This is a genomic window from Coleofasciculus sp. (genome assembly GCF_046539235.1).
GTDB lineage: Bacteria > Cyanobacteriota > Cyanobacteriia > Cyanobacteriales > Coleofasciculaceae > Coleofasciculus.
Genome location: NZ_JBKHHI010000106.1, coordinates 1 through 17,119 on the forward strand (window position 1 = coordinate 1; position 17,119 = coordinate 17,119).

Here is a 17,119-nt window from a genome sequence, read left to right on the forward strand (position 1 = left end):
TGACAAATTGAACCGTTTATGATTCACCCAGAACCAACAGGCGATCGCTAATTAGAATATTTTTCGCCAACCTGAGCAGGGCGGGTTTTGTTGAAAGGTTATCGGTGGGTACGACATTAAATCCCTAAACCCGCCCCGACAATTGACTCGATTAAATCGGGCGCAGGTTGGCAAAGGGCGCACGGGGCTTACCCTACGGTTTTTAGGGTGTGGGTTGGGATTGGTTGAGTTGTGCGATCGCGTCCTTTAATTTATCGTGACGTACTTCTACAGTCAATCAAAGATTAGACTGTAGGCTTCTCCTCCCCTTGCGGGATTCGCGTTTTATCCTGAATTGCGGAGATTAAGCAGCACGATTAGATAAAGAAAACTTTTAACATCGACGTTTACGTTTTAATATTCTAAAGCAAAGCGGATTTAGGGCAGCCCGAAAACGTCGCGGCTAAATCCTGATTTGATCGGGGTTTGAGGATGTAGTATGATGTTATTTTAATCCTGTATTGGGTTTATTTTAGTGCCAATTTTCAGCAGTAAACGCTTTAACGCCTGATAATGCGTTATTTTTTTCGTTCTCGCGTCGGCAAAATTTAAATACTACAAGCATGTTGCATTACCCAATTGCCTAGACTCATTTTGCCGCAGATTTGACAAAAAAGCCATTTAATGCATTGAATGCCTGAGCCAAAAAAGACAACGGGTGGAATGAGAATGCTAATATCCACCCGTTAGAAGAGGTGCGATCGCATCAAACAGATAAAATGTAATAAGTAGGTCGGTGGAAATATACCCAACACTTCACCAATTCTCTAATAAGTCCTCAAACCCTTACAAATGACAAATGACAAATGACCATCCCCAGTTGCCGCCGAAAAGAGCCTTACTATTAGTCAATCGTCAGTCTCGGTACGGACAAAAGCATCTATCCGAAGCGATTAGTCAACTTAAGCAATTGGGTTTTATTGTATTAGAAGAATTAACGGAAGATCCACTAAAGCTTCCTGACATAATCCGTCACTATCACCATCAGGTAGACCTGGTAATTATTGGTGGTGGTGATGGTACGTTAAATGCGGCGATAGAGGGGTTAGTGGATACTCAGCTACCTTTAGGTATTTTACCCTTGGGAACAGCGAATGATTTGGCGCGGACGTTAAAAATTCCCGTTGATTTACCGAAAGCGTGCCAAGTCATTGCTACGGGTCAACACCATAGAATAGACTTGGGTTTGGTTAATGATAAATATTTTTTTAATGTTGCCAGTTGTGGGTTAAGTGTACAAATTACTCAGCGTATCACCAAAGAAGACAAAAGTCGCTGGGGAATTTTAGCGTACCTGTCTATGGCATTAAAAATGATTTGGCAAGCACGACCATTTCGGGCAGAAATTAGTATCAATGGAGAAGCAATTCGGATAAAGACAATTCAAATTGCTATCGGAAATGGGCGACATTATGGCGGAGGAATGACCGTATGTCATGATGCTAAAATTGATGATCAACGGCTGGATTTATACAGTCTGGAAATGCATCATTGGTGGCAGATTTTATTTATACTACCCGCGTTATGGCGGGGACGCCACGCCGATTTACCCGGAGTTCGTACTCTCCAGGGTACGGAATTTGAGATCTATACTCGCAAATCTCGTTCTATCAATACGGATGGAGAAATTACCACCTCTACGCCAGCAACCTTTCGCGTGATTCCGCAAGTTATATCTGTTTTGGTTCCCAGATAGGGATGGGTGATTGGAAAATTTAGAGACGTAGTAGGGTACATCTCTAAGTAGTCGGACAAAAGAAAACAACACCATACTAACTTTGCCAACAAGCCTCAAACCCTTACAAATGACAAATGACAAATGACAAATGACCTACTTACACCCCCTATTTCCTGTTCCCTCGCCCTTAAAGGACTACTGTAAAGATTGAGCCTTGGGGTTGGTTGTCTGTGACGAATATTCTCCCCTGATGCGCCTCAATGACCATTTTACAAAAGGTTAAACCCAAGCCAATCTGAGACACGCCACTGATTAAATCTCCCACTTCATATTTATCAAAAATATGGTGTTTTCGTTCTTCACTGACTCCTGGACCTGAATCAATAATCTCAAGCTTGGCTTTGGCGTTGGGGAAATTTGAGGATACCGACTCATTGGCAGAATTTACGGCAACAATGACTAAACTTTCTGGGGGAGAGAACTTAATCGCGTTGGCAATTAAATTCTCCAAAACGCGATGAAATAAATTTATATCCAGATCAAGAGAAGATGGGGTTTCGGTAAGCTTACCTATTAGTTTAATTTTTTGATGATCTGCAATGGCTTGGAATTGGAAAATTACCGCAGCCACTAATTGATTTAAATCAACGCAAGTCTGATTCAAAACCATTTTACCAGATTCCATTTTCGCTAACATGAGCAAGTTATCGATCATGGAGTTGAGTTCGCGACTGGAGTCAGAAATAATTTGCAATCGCTGTAAATCTTTGTCATTGCCTGTACTTTGTAACAGCAAATCGCTACAGAGTAAAATATTAGTCAGCGGATTTCTTAAATCATGGACGATCATATTCGATAAATCTTCCCGCAGACGTAACGTCGCTTCTAGGGCATCATATTGCTGCTTAATCCGTAACATCGATCGCACTCTTGCCCGCAGTTCAATTCCACTGACAGGTTTAGTGATAAAATCATCAGCACCCGCATTTAGCGATCGCGCCAAGTCTTCTTTAGAGTTAAGTGCCGTTACAATAATCACGGGAACATGTTTCCAATGGGAATCGGATTTGATCGTGCGACATACCTCAATCCCATTTAACTTCGGCATCATTACATCTAGTAAGATGACATCCGGTTCCACCGAGTCGAGTAGGTTTAATGCTTCTTCACCACTGGCGGCATAAAATAAGTCATACCCTTCTCGATACAGATGGGCTTCAATCACATCAAAGGCGTTGGGATCATCATCCACGATTAAGATAGATGTGTTCTGATTTAGGCTAACCATAGATAGGAACGTTGAGGTAAGGATCGGGAACTGTCAAAAACTTATATCATTGGGGATTTTAGAGGGTTGAACTTTAGCTAATTTGTTGTTTTAGGCTTTTTAATAAAAAATAATGCGACTGGAGTGGATATAATTTGACCATATTACCGATGCAGATAGTCTTCAATTAGCGTCACCAACTTTTTCAAGCGAATCGGCTTCGCCATATACTCCGTTACCCCTGCTGCCAAGCATTTTTCCCGATCGCCCGGCATTGCCAACGCCGTCACCGCAATAATCGGCATCCGGGGTAAATTCCTATCCGCCCGAATCTGGCGGGTTGATTCTAATCCATCCATTTCTGGCATTTGAATATCCATTAAAATTAAATCAGGTGTATGCTGCTTGGCTTGTTGCACCGCTTCAATCCCATTCCTAGCTAAAACCACCCGAAACCCTTTACTGTGCAAATAATCCGTCAAGGTGATAATATTTGCCTCATTATCTTCTGCCAATAAAATTAACGGTAACTGTTCCTCAACCACAGGCGGAGTCGTCTCCGGCGGTGTGGCAAACAACTGACTCAAGACTGACTGTAACTGGGGACGAGAAACGGGTTTAAGTAAATAGTCAGACGCCCCTAATTCTAAGGCTTGAGTCGGATCATCGACAACAGAAACCACAACAACGGGAATGGATTGAGTCGCTAAATTTTCCTTTAACTGCACCAACACCTCCCAACCGGAAAGATTCGGTAGTAAAATATCTAAGATAATTACATCCGGGTTAAACGTCTGCACCGCATCAATAGTGCCTTCCCCTTGGGGATGAATCAAAACAGTGATGCCTAATTCTCCCAGATACCGGGCAATATGGTTAGCTGAAGCATCGGAGTCTTCCACCACTAAGGCTTTATGAATCGGTGGTAATTCTCCAGATATCAGTTTCGGGTGTCTCAGTCTTTCCTGGATAGGACTTGGATGTTTCCTAGGAAGGTTTACCGTAAAACAACTACCTTTGCCCACCTCACTGTCTAAGGCAATACTTCCCCCTTGTAATTCCACAATTCGCCGCACTAGGGCTAACCCTAACCCTGTCCCCCCATAGCGACGAGAGAGACTACTATCTAACTGGACAAAGGGTTTAAATAGTTTATTCAGGTTTTCGGGGGCGATACCAATCCCGGTATCGGTAACACTCAACTGCAACTGTTCACCATCAGGATCAGTGGTAACTTGCAATGAAACCTGACCCCCATCCGGCGTAAATTTTACCGCATTACTTAATAAATTGACTAACACCTGGCGGATGCGCCGTTCATCCACTTCAATTTCGCTTAAACCCGGTGCAATGTGGTAATCGAGTCGAATATTTTTTTGCTGCGCCTGCTGTTTAATAAACGTCAAACTCGATTCACACAGACTGTCTACAGAGACAAGGGAAACCGAGAGGGACATCTTCCCCGACTCGATTTTAGACAGATCCAGAATATCGTTAATTAAGTCTAACAAATGCTTACCACTTTGCTCGATTGTCGCCAAGGATTTGCGCTGCTTGGGGGTTAATGAACCATACACCTCTTCCTGGAGTGCCTCCGCTAAACCCAGAATCGCATTTAACGGGGTGCGTAACTCATGACTCATACTAGCCAGAAACTCATCTTTTAACCGAGTCGCCCTGGCTAATTCCGCATTGGCGAGACTAATCCGTTCATTACTTTCGCGTAACTGTTTTTCGGCTTGCTTGCGTTCGGTGATATCATAAACTAAGGAACAAGACCATAACAGGTTTTCCTGGTGATCGAGGACGGGACTGGTGGACATATATGCCCAGATCCTATTACCGGATTTTGTGCGTAATTCAACCTCTTGGCGATGCACCTGATTTTGATGCAGAGGGATACTCGCAGCGGCAGTGAAACGGTTATCTCCAGGGGGGAGAAAATCCGCGATCGCATGTCCTAATATTTCCACCTCGGTATACCCCAACATCCGTGCCATTGCCTGATTAATGTAGGTGGTATTGCCTTGGGCATCTGTTACCCAGATTCCTTCTTCGGCGAGTTCCACAATTTGGGCATATCGCGTCTCAGTTTCCCGAATCTGAGATTCTAACTTCTGGTTGAGGCGTTTAATCTCATGTTCCGCCTGCTGACGTTCGGTAATATCGGTGAGAAAGGCAATCACAAATGTGCCATTCTTGGTTTGAATCGTACTCAGCCCCACTTCAATGGGAAATTCAGTTCCATCCTGACGTTTGGCATATAATTCCTGGGATTTACCCATGGAACGTTTACTGGGATGGGTGAGATAATCCAGCCGATGATCAGTATGGATGGAGTGATAGCGTTGCGGCATTAAGTATTCAATTTTGCGTCCAAATACCTCGCTGCGATTATAGCCAAATAAGTCTTCAGCTTTGGCATTAAAGACAATAATTTCTCCCGGGGCGTTAGTGACAATAATCGCTTCGGATGCCGATTCGAGGAATGCCCGAAACTTCGCCTCACTATCCCGCAATTCCGCTTCTGTCGCTTTGCGATCGCTAATATCCTCGACGACAGCCAGGGCATAGTTGGGTTGGTTTTCTGAATCACACACCCGCGAGATGGAAATATAGACCCATCGGTATTGTCCATCCTTACGGATATACCGTTTTTCCGTCGCATAGGTGGAGGTTTTGCCGGAGATTAACTGCTGTAAATACTCAATATTCTGTTCCCGATCATCCGGGTGAGTAATATCTTGTACCCGCCGCCCCAATAATTCAGATTCAGGATACCCGGTAATCTCACAGTAACGTTGATTCACCCGCAAGAGTTCGCCAGAGGGTGTAGCCAAGGCAATCCCCACCGAGGCTTGTTCAAAGATAGCCCGGAAGCGTTCTTCACTATCATGTAATGCCCGTTCTGCTTGTTTACGTTCAGTAATATCATGAATAATCGAAACCAGAAAAGTACGGTCTTGAATCTCAATCGGACTGGAATACACTTCCACATCTCGAATCTCTCCCGACGCCAGACGGTGAGGAAAGATAAAATAAGATCGTTCCTCTAATTTTGCCCGTCTCATCTCCGCCTGAACTTGATCGGGGGGCAGACAATTGAAATCCGTAATCTTTTTGGTGATTAACTGCGATCGCGAATAGCCATAAAACTTAACTGCCGTCCAATTCCCATCCACAATCGCCCCCGTTTCCGGATCAATTAACAGTTTAATCGCCTTACTCCTCTCAAACATGGCACGAAACCGGGCTTCACTGTCTCGTAGGGCAGCTTCTGCGGCTTGGCGATCGCTAATATCGGTGTGTGAACCCACCATCCTGATCACTGTGCCATGTTCATCCCACAGGGCTTGTCCGCGATCCAAAATCCATTTATAAGTGCCATCTTTACACAAAAGGCGATATTCACTGATATAGTAGGGAGTTTTCTGATCAAAATGGTCTTGAATCACCTGCATCACCCACTCTAGGTCATCGGGATGGACTCGTTTCGACCATTCATCTAGGTGATTGGGAATTTCATCCTCCTCATAGCCCAACATTTCTTTCCAACGGGGCGAAAGGAAAACCTGATTGGTTTTCACATTCCAATCCCAAATGCCATCATTATTCCCCCGCAGGGCTAAATGCCAGCGTTCCTCACTAACACGTAAGGCTTCCTCAGCTTGTTTGCGATCGGTAATATCCGAAGCAATCCCATCCAGTCGTAGGGGATGACCCTCCTGATCATAGGTCACCCGTCCCCGATCATAAAGCCAGCGAATCTCTCCATCCGGTCGCTGAATCCGATATTCTAGGCTATATGTACCTTGTACCAGTAACTGTTGATGAAAGGTACTAACCTGGGCATAATCATCCGGATGAACCACCTCTAGCCACAGGTGAGGATGGTTAAAAAAGTCTTGTAGGAGACGCCCATAGACAGTTTCCGTGGCTGGATTTAAATACAGCACCTGATCAGTCGTAGCGGAGATTGACCAGACGACATCATCCAGGGCATTGAGAATACCATCTAAACGCTGTTTACTCTGGCGCAATGCCATTTGCGTCCGCAATGCAGAGATACCGTAAGCCACGTCATTTGCCAATTCTGTGAGTAATCTAACTTCAGCCGGATCAAAGGCGTCAGGTTCAGTGGCATAGATATTTAATCCCCCTAGACAGGTTCCTTCTACAATTAAGGGCAAAGCAATAGATGACGCATACCCCTGTTGACTAGCCGCATCTCGCCACAGTTGATAACTCGGATCAGTGAGAATATTTTGGATAATTCTGGGTTTTTGGGTGCGAATAGCGGTTCCTGTCGGTCCGACGCCGCGTTGATTATCTGCCCAACTAATCTGTAAGGCTTCAACGTAACCCTTCTCATACCCCGCTTGGGCAACTGGACGCACAGTTTTAGCATCATCGTGTTCGGCAAACCCAATCCAGGCACAATGATAGCCACCGAAGTCCACAATAATTTGGCAGATATTGTGCAGTAGGGTGGGTTCATCGGTAGCCAAGACTAAAGCCTGATTGCATTCACTCAGGGTTCGTAGGGCGCGATTGGCGTGATAGAGTTCTTGTTCGGAATGCTTCTGCTCTGTGATATCCTGAGTTACAACCATACCGGCAATAATTTCACCCGTCTGGTTTCTCAGAGGTAGGGCATGGACAATGAAAATACGATCATGAAAGGGCATCTCATTGGTAACCGTTTCCCCAGCTAAGACTTGGCGATAGAGGGGTTCTAGCTGGGTACAAGTTTGGGGGGGAAAGCATTCCCAGATAGTGTTCCCTTCTAATTGGCTTTTGGATAAACTGACAGGGGCTAAACCACTCCCATCTGCCAATAGATAGCGTAATTCATGATTAAATAGAAGCACCGCCCCATTGGGGAAATTTTCCACGACTGCCCGATAACGGGCTTCACTCTCCCGCCAACAGCGATCGCGTTCCTGTAAATGTTGTTCTAAACGGTGTGACAGGTAAGCGGCGAGAAGGGAACCACCGATACCAATAATCGCTGAAAGTGCCAAGATTGACCCGGTAAATTGGCGCTGTTGTTCTAATGTTTGCTTGAGTTGCGTCTGTTCCTGTTGTTCAGCGATCTGAAACTGCTGGATTTCAGCGTTGACTTGATCCATGACTTGTTTCCCCTTCACCAATTGGTCGATGAATTCTGGGGACTCTGTAGCGGTTTCCGGTTTGGCATCCACTAATCGGAGATTCCGTTGTAGCAAACTGACTCTGGCGGAGACTAATTCACGAATCCGTTGCAGGCGACTAGCTTGGGCATTTTCTTGGGCAACGAGTTGACGCAATTGATCCAGAGTTACCGGAATTTGGGCAATCGCGGATTCATAGCGATCCAGAAAGTCTTGACGGCGGGTAATTTCATACCCTCGGACAGCAGTTTCGGCTTCCAGAAGATCGGAGTGTAAGCTTTTTGTTTCCAGACGCACCCGTTGGGTATGTCGTAACCTAGCTTCGGCTTGGGCGGTTTGGAATTGCAACCAGCTAAATGTGGCGAGTGAGGTGACAAGACAGGTGACAGGGATCGCCAGGATTAGCTGGCGTTTTTGTTGACGGGAAATCGTGATCCGGCGAGATAGTCGAGTTTGGGCGGGGTTGCGATCCATGCTAGGTGCTGCATCCGAAAGCTGATTCCACTCCTATCTAGCATAGGAGGAAGTTTTGAGTTTTGACTCTTCGCTTCGGAAAGAGGGTATGGTTTGTAGGGGCGGGTTTCACTACTATCGTTTACGAAAGCACCCAGATGTAACTAAACCCGCCCTTCGACGACGGTGGTTTTCTGGACGCCTTGAGGGGTGGCGATTGGATCTGGCGATGAGGCAGAATCCACCGATTCGGCTGGGGTTTGGGAAACGTCCTGACGACCAATAACCAATAAAAAAGAGAGCCACTCAAAGGACTCTCCCAATTATCAGGGTGCATCTATCTATCACACTATATCATTTTTGGTATTAGGGGTGTCACCCCCCTTCTAAAATTTTCCTAAGCTAGGTTCGTAGTCGGCACGAAGCGTGGCATTCCTCCTCAGATAGATGTTCTGACAAAGTTGAGTATGTGAAAGTGATGGCAGTTACAAGGATAATCACGATGGCTCAATTAAACCAACAAAAATGCGAAGCTTGCACCAAGAATTCATCCCCCGTTAGCCAAGAGGAGATCGCCCAACTGAAACCGAAAATTCCCGACTGGAACCTAATTCAGCCAGAAGGGGAAGCCCACTTAGAACGCTCTTATGAATTTCCCGATTTCAAAGAAGCGCTCACTTTTACCAACCGTGTGGGTGAAATTGCCGAGGAACAAGGACATCATCCTGCTATTTTAACCGAGTATGGTAAAGTCACTGTGACCTGGTGGACTCACGCCATCTCCGGCTTACACAAAAACGACTTTATCATGGCGGCAAAGACGGATGATATCGCTAGTCAGATGGCAAGCTGAAGTGTAGGGAAGCTGGGGAAGCTGGGGGAGCAATGTAGAGACGTAGCATGCTACGTCTGGAAGCTGGGGAAGCTGGAACCATGAACAATCAACCAGGAACCAGGAACAAATGACAAATAGCCCCTTCCCACCTAGAATTATACGAATCAGGAGTTCCCTAATTTTATAATCATGGAAGACCTATGACTCATCGCCCTATTATCCTCGGTATTGTCGGTGATAGCGCTGCTGGTAAAACAACGCTAACACGAGGAATTGCTCAAATCTTGGGCGAAGATGAAGTCACAATCCTCTGTACCGATGATTACCACCGCTATGATCGCCAGGAACGGGCGCAAAAAGCGATTTCAGCCCTTCATCCTGACTGTAACTATCTAGATATCATGCAGCAGCATCTGGGTTTGCTGCGAACGGGACAATCGATTCTCAAACCAATCTATAACCACAACACTGGTACCTTTGAACCTCCAGAGTATATTCAACCCCGACGATTTGTCATTGTTGAAGGATTACTCGGGTATTCTACTCGATTAGCGCGTGAGTGCTTCGATGTCAAGGTCTTTTTAGCACCACCAGAATCGCTGCGGAGTGAGTGGAAAGTTAAGCGAGATACCCGCAAGCGAGGGTATACGGAGGAACAGGTACTCGAACAGTTGAGAAAACGGGAAATGGATTCGGAGGAATTTATCCGTCCCCAGCGTAAATGGTCAGATATTGTGGTTAGCTTCTATCCTCCTGACGAATTATCTGACGAACAGAGGGATTTGATGCTGAATGTGCGGTTAGTTCTAAGACCGACGATTCCTCATCCAGATTTTACCCGACTCCTGAGTCCCAGCAAATCCCATCTGAGTACAGCCATTCGTCTCGAATTAGACCGAGATATGGGTAAACCTGTAGATGTCCTGGAAGTTGACGGTCATGCGACGGAGGAACAGGTGCGGGAATTAGAGAGGATTTTATGTAGTGAAATTCCTTACTTGGGTAAATACTGCACATTAGAAGGTGATCCCAATATTGGTAAGGTGACGGGAACCACAGGGGAAACACTCCAGAGTTATCCCTTAGCGTTAACCCAACTATTGATTACCTATCACATGCTGAAAGCGGCTCATATTTATCAGTCCAGTGAACCCGCGTTAACCTGAAATTTCCCTCCAACCAAAAATTGAGTTTTCCCAAGGGTTGAATGAACGAATCAACGCCTGATGATAACTTCGCTGACTCCGCTTACATCGTAAAGAGCGAGGGTGATTAAACTGCTTGAAGTTTTGAATAGGGATTGATTCAACTTTCATTTAATTATCCCTGATGACTCAAGCATGATTACGTTCATCGTTTAATCGTTGAGTCGGCGGCTGACGCGAAAGGTTGTGGCAATTTCTGCTGATTATTTTACTATAGTGTTATAAAGTTTTACTCAAGGGTGAGGATAATGAAAATTGCCATCAGTTCAACGGGCAATACCCTAGATGCCCCACTTGATCCTCGGTTTGGTCGCTGCGCCTATTTGATCCTGATAGACTCGCAAACCGGAGAATTTACCGCCCTGCCGAATGCCGCCGCCAGTCAGTCGGGAGGCGCCGGTGTGCAATCGGCAACCAAGGTAGTGGAACAAGGCGCCCAGGTGGTGATTTCTGGGAGTTTTGGACCCAAAGCCACTCAAACCCTGGAGGCAGGTGGCGTGCAAATCCACACCAGTACAGCGGCGACGGTGCGCTTGGCAGTGGAACAATGGCAACAGTCGTCCTGATTAGATCAGCCCAGGAGGAAGGGGTTAATGAATCAACAACGAACCACCATCTGCATTGCTGGAGGCAAAGGCGGAACGGGTAAAACCACTGTGGCGGCGAACCTTGCCGTTACCTTGGCGCAACAGGGGGTAGCGGTGACCTATCTCGATTGTGATGTGGAAGAACCCAACGGGCATTTATTTTTGCATCCGACTCTAGATCAACGAGATCGCGTCACGGTGCCCATTCCCCAAGTCGATCGCGATCGCTGTACCGGATGCGCTCAATGTGCCGATATCTGCCAATTTAACGCGATCACGGTGGTGAATCAATCGGTTCTGGTATTCCCGGAACTGTGCCACAGTTGTGGTGGATGCAGCCTCGTCTGTCCGGTTGGGGCGATCGCGGAAGTTCCCCAAGAGATTGGTACGGTGGAAACCGGAACGGCGAAGGGCATTGGTTTTGTTCAGGGACAATTGGATATCGGTCAGGTGAAAACGCCCGCCGTCATTCAAGCTGTCAAAGCCAAACTCCCAGCCACAGGTGTCGCTATTCTCGACGCGCCGCCAGGCACCTCTTGTCCCGTGGTGGAAACCCTAAGACAGGCGGACTATCTGGTTCTGGTCAGCGAACCCACGCCCTTTGGATTCCATGATGTGAAACTGGTAATCGAAATGGCGCGAGTGTTGGCAATTCCGTTTGGGATGATTGTCAATCGGGCTGGGATCGGCGATCGCGCTTTGTCTGCTTACTGCCAAGCCGAAGGGATCGATATCCTGGGTGAGATTGCCAATGATCGAGAGGTGGCTGTGGCTTACTCCCACGGAGATTTAGCGGTGGAGGTTCTCCCCGATTATCACATCCAATTGACACAAATTGCCCAAACTCTGAGGGAAAAAATTAGCTTATGAAAGAATTGGTGATTATTAGTGGGAAAGGGGGTACCGGCAAAACCAGTACCGTCGCCGCCTTTGCCGCCCTCGCCTCCGATGTGGTGCTGGCAGACTGCGATGTTGATGCGGCTAACTTACATTTAATTTTGTCTCCGACAATCCGCGATCGCCAAGAGTTTTTGGGTGGAAATCGGGCGACGATTGACGCTTCTGATTGTATCGGTTGCGGTCAGTGCCAACAATACTGTCGCTTTGAAGCCATCCATCCCGCCCCGGATGGGATGACCTATGTCGTTGATCCCCTTGCTTGTGAAGGCTGCGGCGTCTGTGAACGGTTTTGTCCAGCCCAAGCCATTCAATTTGCACCAGCAGTGAATGGGGAATGGTACCGCTCTGATACCCGCTATGGTCCGATGATTCACGCCCGTTTGGGTATTGCGGAAGAAAATTCTGGCAAGTTGGTGACTCTGGTGCGGCGAAAAGCGAAGGAAACGGCGCAGGCGCAGGGGTTGAGTTTAATGATTACGGATGGATCACCCGGTATTGGCTGTCCGGTGATCGCTTCTGTGACGGGTGCAGATCAGGTGCTGTTGGTGACTGAACCGACTCCCAGTGGACTACACGACTTGGAGCGGGTGGTGCAGTTGTTGCAACGGTTTCAGCTACCAGGGATGGTTTGTGTGAATAAGGCAGATATTAACCAGGAGTTGACCGAAGGGATTGAAGCTTATGCGGTAGCCAAGGGATTGTTAAGTGTGGGTCGCATCCCCTATAGTGCTAAGGTGACAGCCGCTCAAACCCAAGGCTTAAGCGTGATTGAATATGCAGATGGAGAGGATGCGATCGCCTCGAGTCTGCGTGGGATCTGGGAACGGGTGACTCAACGTCTATAGTATTTTCATTTGGGTCCTCAACACAGCAACCTGGTAAAAAGGCAATAGCCTTTCTGGCAATAGGCAATAGGGGAAAGAGATAGGGAGTTTTTTTGGGCAGCCAAGAAAAGACAATCTAGATGTAAATCTCATTTGAAAACACTATATAACGTTTTTGGTGAGGTGTGTTTTGCCTGATAAGTCGGTGGGCAGAAATAAACTCAACGCCCGACAGGTTCTGTAAATAGTCCTCGCCCCCTAACAAATGACCAATGACCAACTGATCCTCTGATGAAAACTTACTTAGATTGCATTCCTTGTTTTTTGCGACAAACCCTAGAAGCGGCGACGATGGCGAGTGATGATCCCGTCATCCATGAACGAGTGATGCGACAAGTGTTACAGGAAATGAGTACGATGGATTTCGTTCATTCTCCAGTAGACATGGCGATGAAAATTCACCGCACGCTGCGACAGTTGAGCGGGAATCCAGACCCCTACCGTGGAATTAAAGAGCGTAGCAATGAGCAGATGATGAGTCTTTATCCTCAGTTTTTAGCTGAGGTAAAATCGGCTGCTGATCCCCTAGAGATGGCGATTCGTTTGGCAATTGCTGGGAATATTATTGATTTTGGGGTGCAACAAAATCTTGATGATGAAACGGTGGTGCGAGTGCTACAACAAGCCACGACAATTCCTCTGAATCGGCAGGTTATTGAGGCGTTTCGCCAGGGAGTGGAGCAAGCCGAAACGATTCTATATCTGGGAGATAATGCGGGTGAAATTGTTTGCGATCGCCTGCTGATTGAACAACTTCCTGGACAAAAAGTAACTTATGTGGTAAGAGGGAATCCGGTGCTGAATGATGGGACAATGGCGGATGCGGAGTTGGTGGGGATGAGTGAAATTGTGGCGGTGATGGATAATGGTTCTGATGCACCAGGGACAATTTTAGCTGAATGCTCTGAGGCGTTTCGCGATCGCTTTGATGCAGCGGATCTGATTGTGGCTAAAGGGCAGGGAAATTATGAGAGTCTCAGTGATACTCACAAGACTATTTTTTTCCTCCTCAGAGCCAAGTGTCCCGTCATCGCTAGGGATTTAAGTTGTCCGGTTGGTGTTCAGGTGTTTCAACAAGGTCGTCCGTCGCACGCAATGGAATCAACAGAAACAACAACGGAATGTTAAATCAGACGTAGAATCCAGAATCCGTTAACAGCTTCAAGGCAATTCGCAAGGCTTCCAGTGAACTCATCCAGCAAACTTTGGGAATCAGGAGAACTTCCAGCAACTCTTTCACATTGAACCAACTCGCGATCGCGACTCCAATTTTGCTGGAAAATGGGCAGCAGTTAACCGTTATTTGGGCGGTGTACTTAACCTGTTACGGGATGTTTATTTATCCCCGGATGAGAGTTGGGCAAGGGTGATTCCTTGGTTGAGTCAGCAGTTACAACTGTCTCCCTCTTTACAAACCAGTTTAACCGAATCTGCCTCTATTTTCAATCGGGCGGGAACACCAGAATTTAGCCAGATTATGGCATATCATTATCTAGAACAATTTAACCTGAATGGGGATTCAGCCTTAGTTACGCCCGTGGAGATAATTCTGGATACATTGCACCAACAGGTATCCCCTCCGATTATTGCCCTAGATAGTCCCACCAAGCGGTTAAATTATGTCGAAGATGAATTGGCATTACAGGAGGATACATTTAAGTTTATTCACCAATCCTTAATTCTATCATGGTCTATAGACTCAGACAAATTAATTTATGATCCCTTACCCCTCGTCACCGCCAAGAAAAAGACAGGTTCACCTAAAGGGATTTGTAGCCTGTGTAATCGAGTTATACCCAAAGGGATGAAAGCAATGACTTAGCCAATGGAGTATTTTTCTATGTGAGTGAGCAACTATCGGCGTTTGTAGTAGCCACTTTAGTGGCTAAAAAACTTCATTGAGCAGCACTAAAGTGCTGACTACGAACTATTTGAGCAAAGGTGTCACCGTAGTTTTTCCCGTCTGAGTCGCTATAAAAATGACTTAGCCAATGGAGTATTTTTCTATGTGAGAGAGCAACTGTCGGCAAAGTGGGCGCAATGGAATCAACAGAAACAACAACGGAAGGTTAAATCAGATGTAGGGGCGACCAGCTGAATTTAATGAACAATTGGCAGCCATTCAATCAACTCGGGTCGCCCGGAAAATGGGGCAATCCTTAATCAGGTTTCAACTGAACAGGATAAAAGGGCGCAACCCATGGAAATCAAGGGCGCAAGGATGGTGTCCCTACTACTCCGACATAACATAAAATTATTCATTCGTGAGGACAATTACCCATGACTGTAACCAACTTAGACAAGTATTCCCGCTATTTTCATAAATCCATCCCCAACTTCCGCCAAAACAAATACATCCAGATATTAGTTCTGCGAGAAACCAAATCCTACGCCATCTTCACCACCGAAGGTGACGCCCTAGATACCGAACAATTACAAGCCGGCTATCTGGGTGAAAATGCTAAAACTACCGTTGACCGCGTGGTTATAGCGTAAACAAATCGCCCCAGAACGGCGTACTGGCAAAGCCCTACTACGGCAATTTGGCTTAGTCGGTGATAGCGAGGAATCTAAACAGCCCAAACCCTGTTATTTAATGGAAGGAATGTGTGGCGAATGTCCCGATTGTGTCCTCTATGGATTTGCCGCCGTTCAAGGCGAAGGTTCACAAAAATCACGATTGCTCACCGATTCCGCCTTTACCTTAAGAGGGTATCCTCAACTCCAGAAACAGATTAAACTGAATGCGATTCAAGATAAAACCCAAGGCGGTGTTGCGGGTTCAGCCTTTGCGGAACAAGATACATTAATTCCCCAGGTATTTCTCCCTTGTGTAGAAACCTTAGTTGATGTGACAACCGATGAATTAGTCTATGTTTTAGGGAATATTCTCCAGACAACCCGCTATGGAGCCCAAGCGAATCGGGAGGGGTATATTCGCAATCATATTCTGGGTATCAGTTTCGGGAATGTGGAAAAGTTATCGAATTTAGACTTAACCCAGCGACTCTATGATAAGTTAGCGCCTCAAGGACAAATTGCCGATTCCCTAAATCTGTCCGATTTTATCAATTCCCAGGGAACAGAAGGGGCGATTCTAGATGTCTTTGCCAAGGTGTTAGCAGAGATACCTGGACATAGTGTCGCTATGTCAAGGGCGGAACTTGAGGGGTTGCTGAATCAGGTCTATTCGATTTACAATCAACTGGATTCCTGTCAAGACTTCTTTACCCGTTTAGATGCAGCGGCGAGAACCTACTCAGGAGGGCGGAGTTAGGTGGAAGTCTATCGCTATCGCCTCCAATTTGAGGATTATCTGTTCTACGCGACAACGGAACGGGGTAAAGTCTTTGAGACGGGCTGGTTTATCCATAATTATGCCTTGACGTATGCTTTGGGATTAGCGGTTTCCGAGTATCGCCAATCGTCGCAAAAACCCCTCTATCGGGAACAATTATCCCCGGTGAATCAAGCGGGACTTTATTTCACACCCGCCACGGTTTTACCCATGACTCGATATCGGATTAACCAATTCAATACGATGGGGGAAACCTTTTATTTAGGGCGAGAAAAGTCATCGGGTTATCCTAGTTGGGGATATGCCAAACTATTTCGCCCCCGGCGTCAGGGATGGGTTATCGATAATCAGGGGAAGGAAATGTCCCAGGATAATGCGACAGGGTATTTAATTTGTCGAGATAGTTTAAGCCAGGGGGTAAACTATTTACGGGATTACCATAAAAATGAGCAACTGAACCTCTTCCCCATCCAGTATCTACGACTAGGGAAATTCACCGCCAAAGTCAAAATGAGCCTCACCTTAGCCCAATCAGTAACCATAGTACAGCAAGCGCGATCGCTCACTGGACTTTTGAACTGGGCGGATTTACCCAGCAAACCCCAACGCTTTGACTTAATCGCCTCCGCCTTACCCACACGACTGATAGAAGCAGCGTATTTTACCCCAGCTTGTGCATTAATCCAAGCCGAATTTAGCCAGGAACCCACCCGCGTGTATTTACCAACCGACATGGCGTATTTCGGGGAACCGTAGGGGCGCACCGACGTGCGCCCTTTACCAACATGACGTGCGCCCTTTACCAACATGACGTGCGCCC

The 17,119-nt window shown here is 46.5% G+C and carries 14 protein-coding genes; 11 read left to right on the forward strand and 3 right to left on the reverse strand.

Features of this window, described 5'->3' with window-relative positions; genetic code table 11:
• The first annotated feature begins 838 nt into the window (after positions 1 to 838).
• Positions 839 to 1,735 carry a lipid kinase gene (locus tag ACLFWI_RS11885; protein ID WP_446409027.1) on the forward strand — a complete coding sequence of 299 codons (897 nt, stop codon included), beginning with the start codon at positions 839 to 841 and terminating at the stop codon, positions 1,733 to 1,735.
• A gap of 169 nt (positions 1,736 to 1,904) precedes the next feature.
• Here ACLFWI_RS11885 and ACLFWI_RS11890 read toward each other — a convergent pair whose 3' ends face one another.
• The 3 genes from ACLFWI_RS11890 to ACLFWI_RS11900 form a co-directional block, all read right to left on the reverse strand.
• Positions 1,905 to 3,005, reverse strand: a complete 1,101-nt coding sequence (locus tag ACLFWI_RS11890; RefSeq protein ID WP_446409026.1) for a hybrid sensor histidine kinase/response regulator — start codon at positions 3,003 to 3,005, stop codon at positions 1,905 to 1,907.
• A 143-nt stretch (positions 3,006 to 3,148) separates the two neighbouring features.
• Complete coding sequence (locus tag ACLFWI_RS11895; protein ID WP_446413116.1) at positions 3,149 to 8,611, reverse strand: PAS domain S-box protein; 5,463 nt, start codon at positions 8,609 to 8,611, stop codon at positions 3,149 to 3,151.
• 143 nt (positions 8,612 to 8,754) lie between these two features.
• A complete protein-coding gene (locus tag ACLFWI_RS11900; RefSeq protein WP_446413117.1) occupies positions 8,755 to 8,880 on the reverse strand; it encodes a hypothetical protein in 126 nt (41 codons plus the stop codon).
• Between the two features lie 212 nt (positions 8,881 to 9,092).
• On the opposite strand from ACLFWI_RS11900, the gene ACLFWI_RS11905 reads away from it, so the two are divergent.
• The 10 genes from ACLFWI_RS11905 to cas5d all read left to right on the forward strand — a co-directional run bounded on the left by ACLFWI_RS11905 (position 9,093) and on the right by cas5d (position 17,055).
• Entirely contained in the window at positions 9,093 to 9,443 is a 351-nt protein-coding gene (locus ACLFWI_RS11905; RefSeq protein WP_446409023.1) for a 4a-hydroxytetrahydrobiopterin dehydratase, read from the forward strand.
• Positions 9,444 to 9,625: 182 nt separating this feature from the next.
• The gene (locus tag ACLFWI_RS11910; protein ID WP_446409022.1) at positions 9,626 to 10,591 is read left to right on the forward strand and encodes a phosphoribulokinase; all 966 of its coding nucleotides are present in this window, start codon (positions 9,626 to 9,628) and stop codon (positions 10,589 to 10,591) included.
• A gap of 287 nt (positions 10,592 to 10,878) precedes the next feature.
• Positions 10,879 to 11,196, forward strand: coding sequence for a NifB/NifX family molybdenum-iron cluster-binding protein (locus ACLFWI_RS11915; RefSeq protein WP_446413118.1), 318 nt, complete (start codon positions 10,879 to 10,881; stop codon positions 11,194 to 11,196).
• A 27-nt stretch (positions 11,197 to 11,223) separates the two neighbouring features.
• Complete coding sequence (locus ACLFWI_RS11920; RefSeq protein ID WP_446413119.1) at positions 11,224 to 12,087, forward strand: nucleotide-binding protein; 864 nt, start codon at positions 11,224 to 11,226, stop codon at positions 12,085 to 12,087.
• Complete coding sequence (locus ACLFWI_RS11925; protein ID WP_446413120.1) at positions 12,084 to 12,962, forward strand: ATP-binding protein; 879 nt, start codon at positions 12,084 to 12,086, stop codon at positions 12,960 to 12,962. The genes ACLFWI_RS11920 and ACLFWI_RS11925 overlap by 4 nt, the downstream gene beginning before the upstream one ends.
• 270 nt (positions 12,963 to 13,232) lie before the next feature.
• Entirely contained in the window at positions 13,233 to 14,129 is an 897-nt protein-coding gene (locus ACLFWI_RS11930) for a damage-control phosphatase ARMT1 family protein (protein ID WP_446413121.1), read from the forward strand.
• Between the two features lie 175 nt (positions 14,130 to 14,304).
• Positions 14,305 to 14,823, forward strand: a complete 519-nt coding sequence (locus ACLFWI_RS11935) for a hypothetical protein (RefSeq protein ID WP_446413122.1) — start codon at positions 14,305 to 14,307, stop codon at positions 14,821 to 14,823.
• 458 nt (positions 14,824 to 15,281) lie between these two features.
• Complete coding sequence (locus tag ACLFWI_RS11940) at positions 15,282 to 15,497, forward strand: hypothetical protein (protein WP_446413123.1); 216 nt, start codon at positions 15,282 to 15,284, stop codon at positions 15,495 to 15,497.
• 4 nt (positions 15,498 to 15,501) lie between these two features.
• Entirely contained in the window at positions 15,502 to 16,278 is a 777-nt protein-coding gene (gene cas7d, locus ACLFWI_RS11945; RefSeq protein WP_446413124.1) for a type I-D CRISPR-associated protein Cas7/Csc2, read from the forward strand.
• A complete protein-coding gene (gene cas5d / locus ACLFWI_RS11950; protein ID WP_446410211.1) occupies positions 16,279 to 17,055 on the forward strand; it encodes a type I-D CRISPR-associated protein Cas5/Csc1 in 777 nt (258 codons plus the stop codon).
• Positions 17,056 to 17,119: the final 64 nt, after the last annotated feature.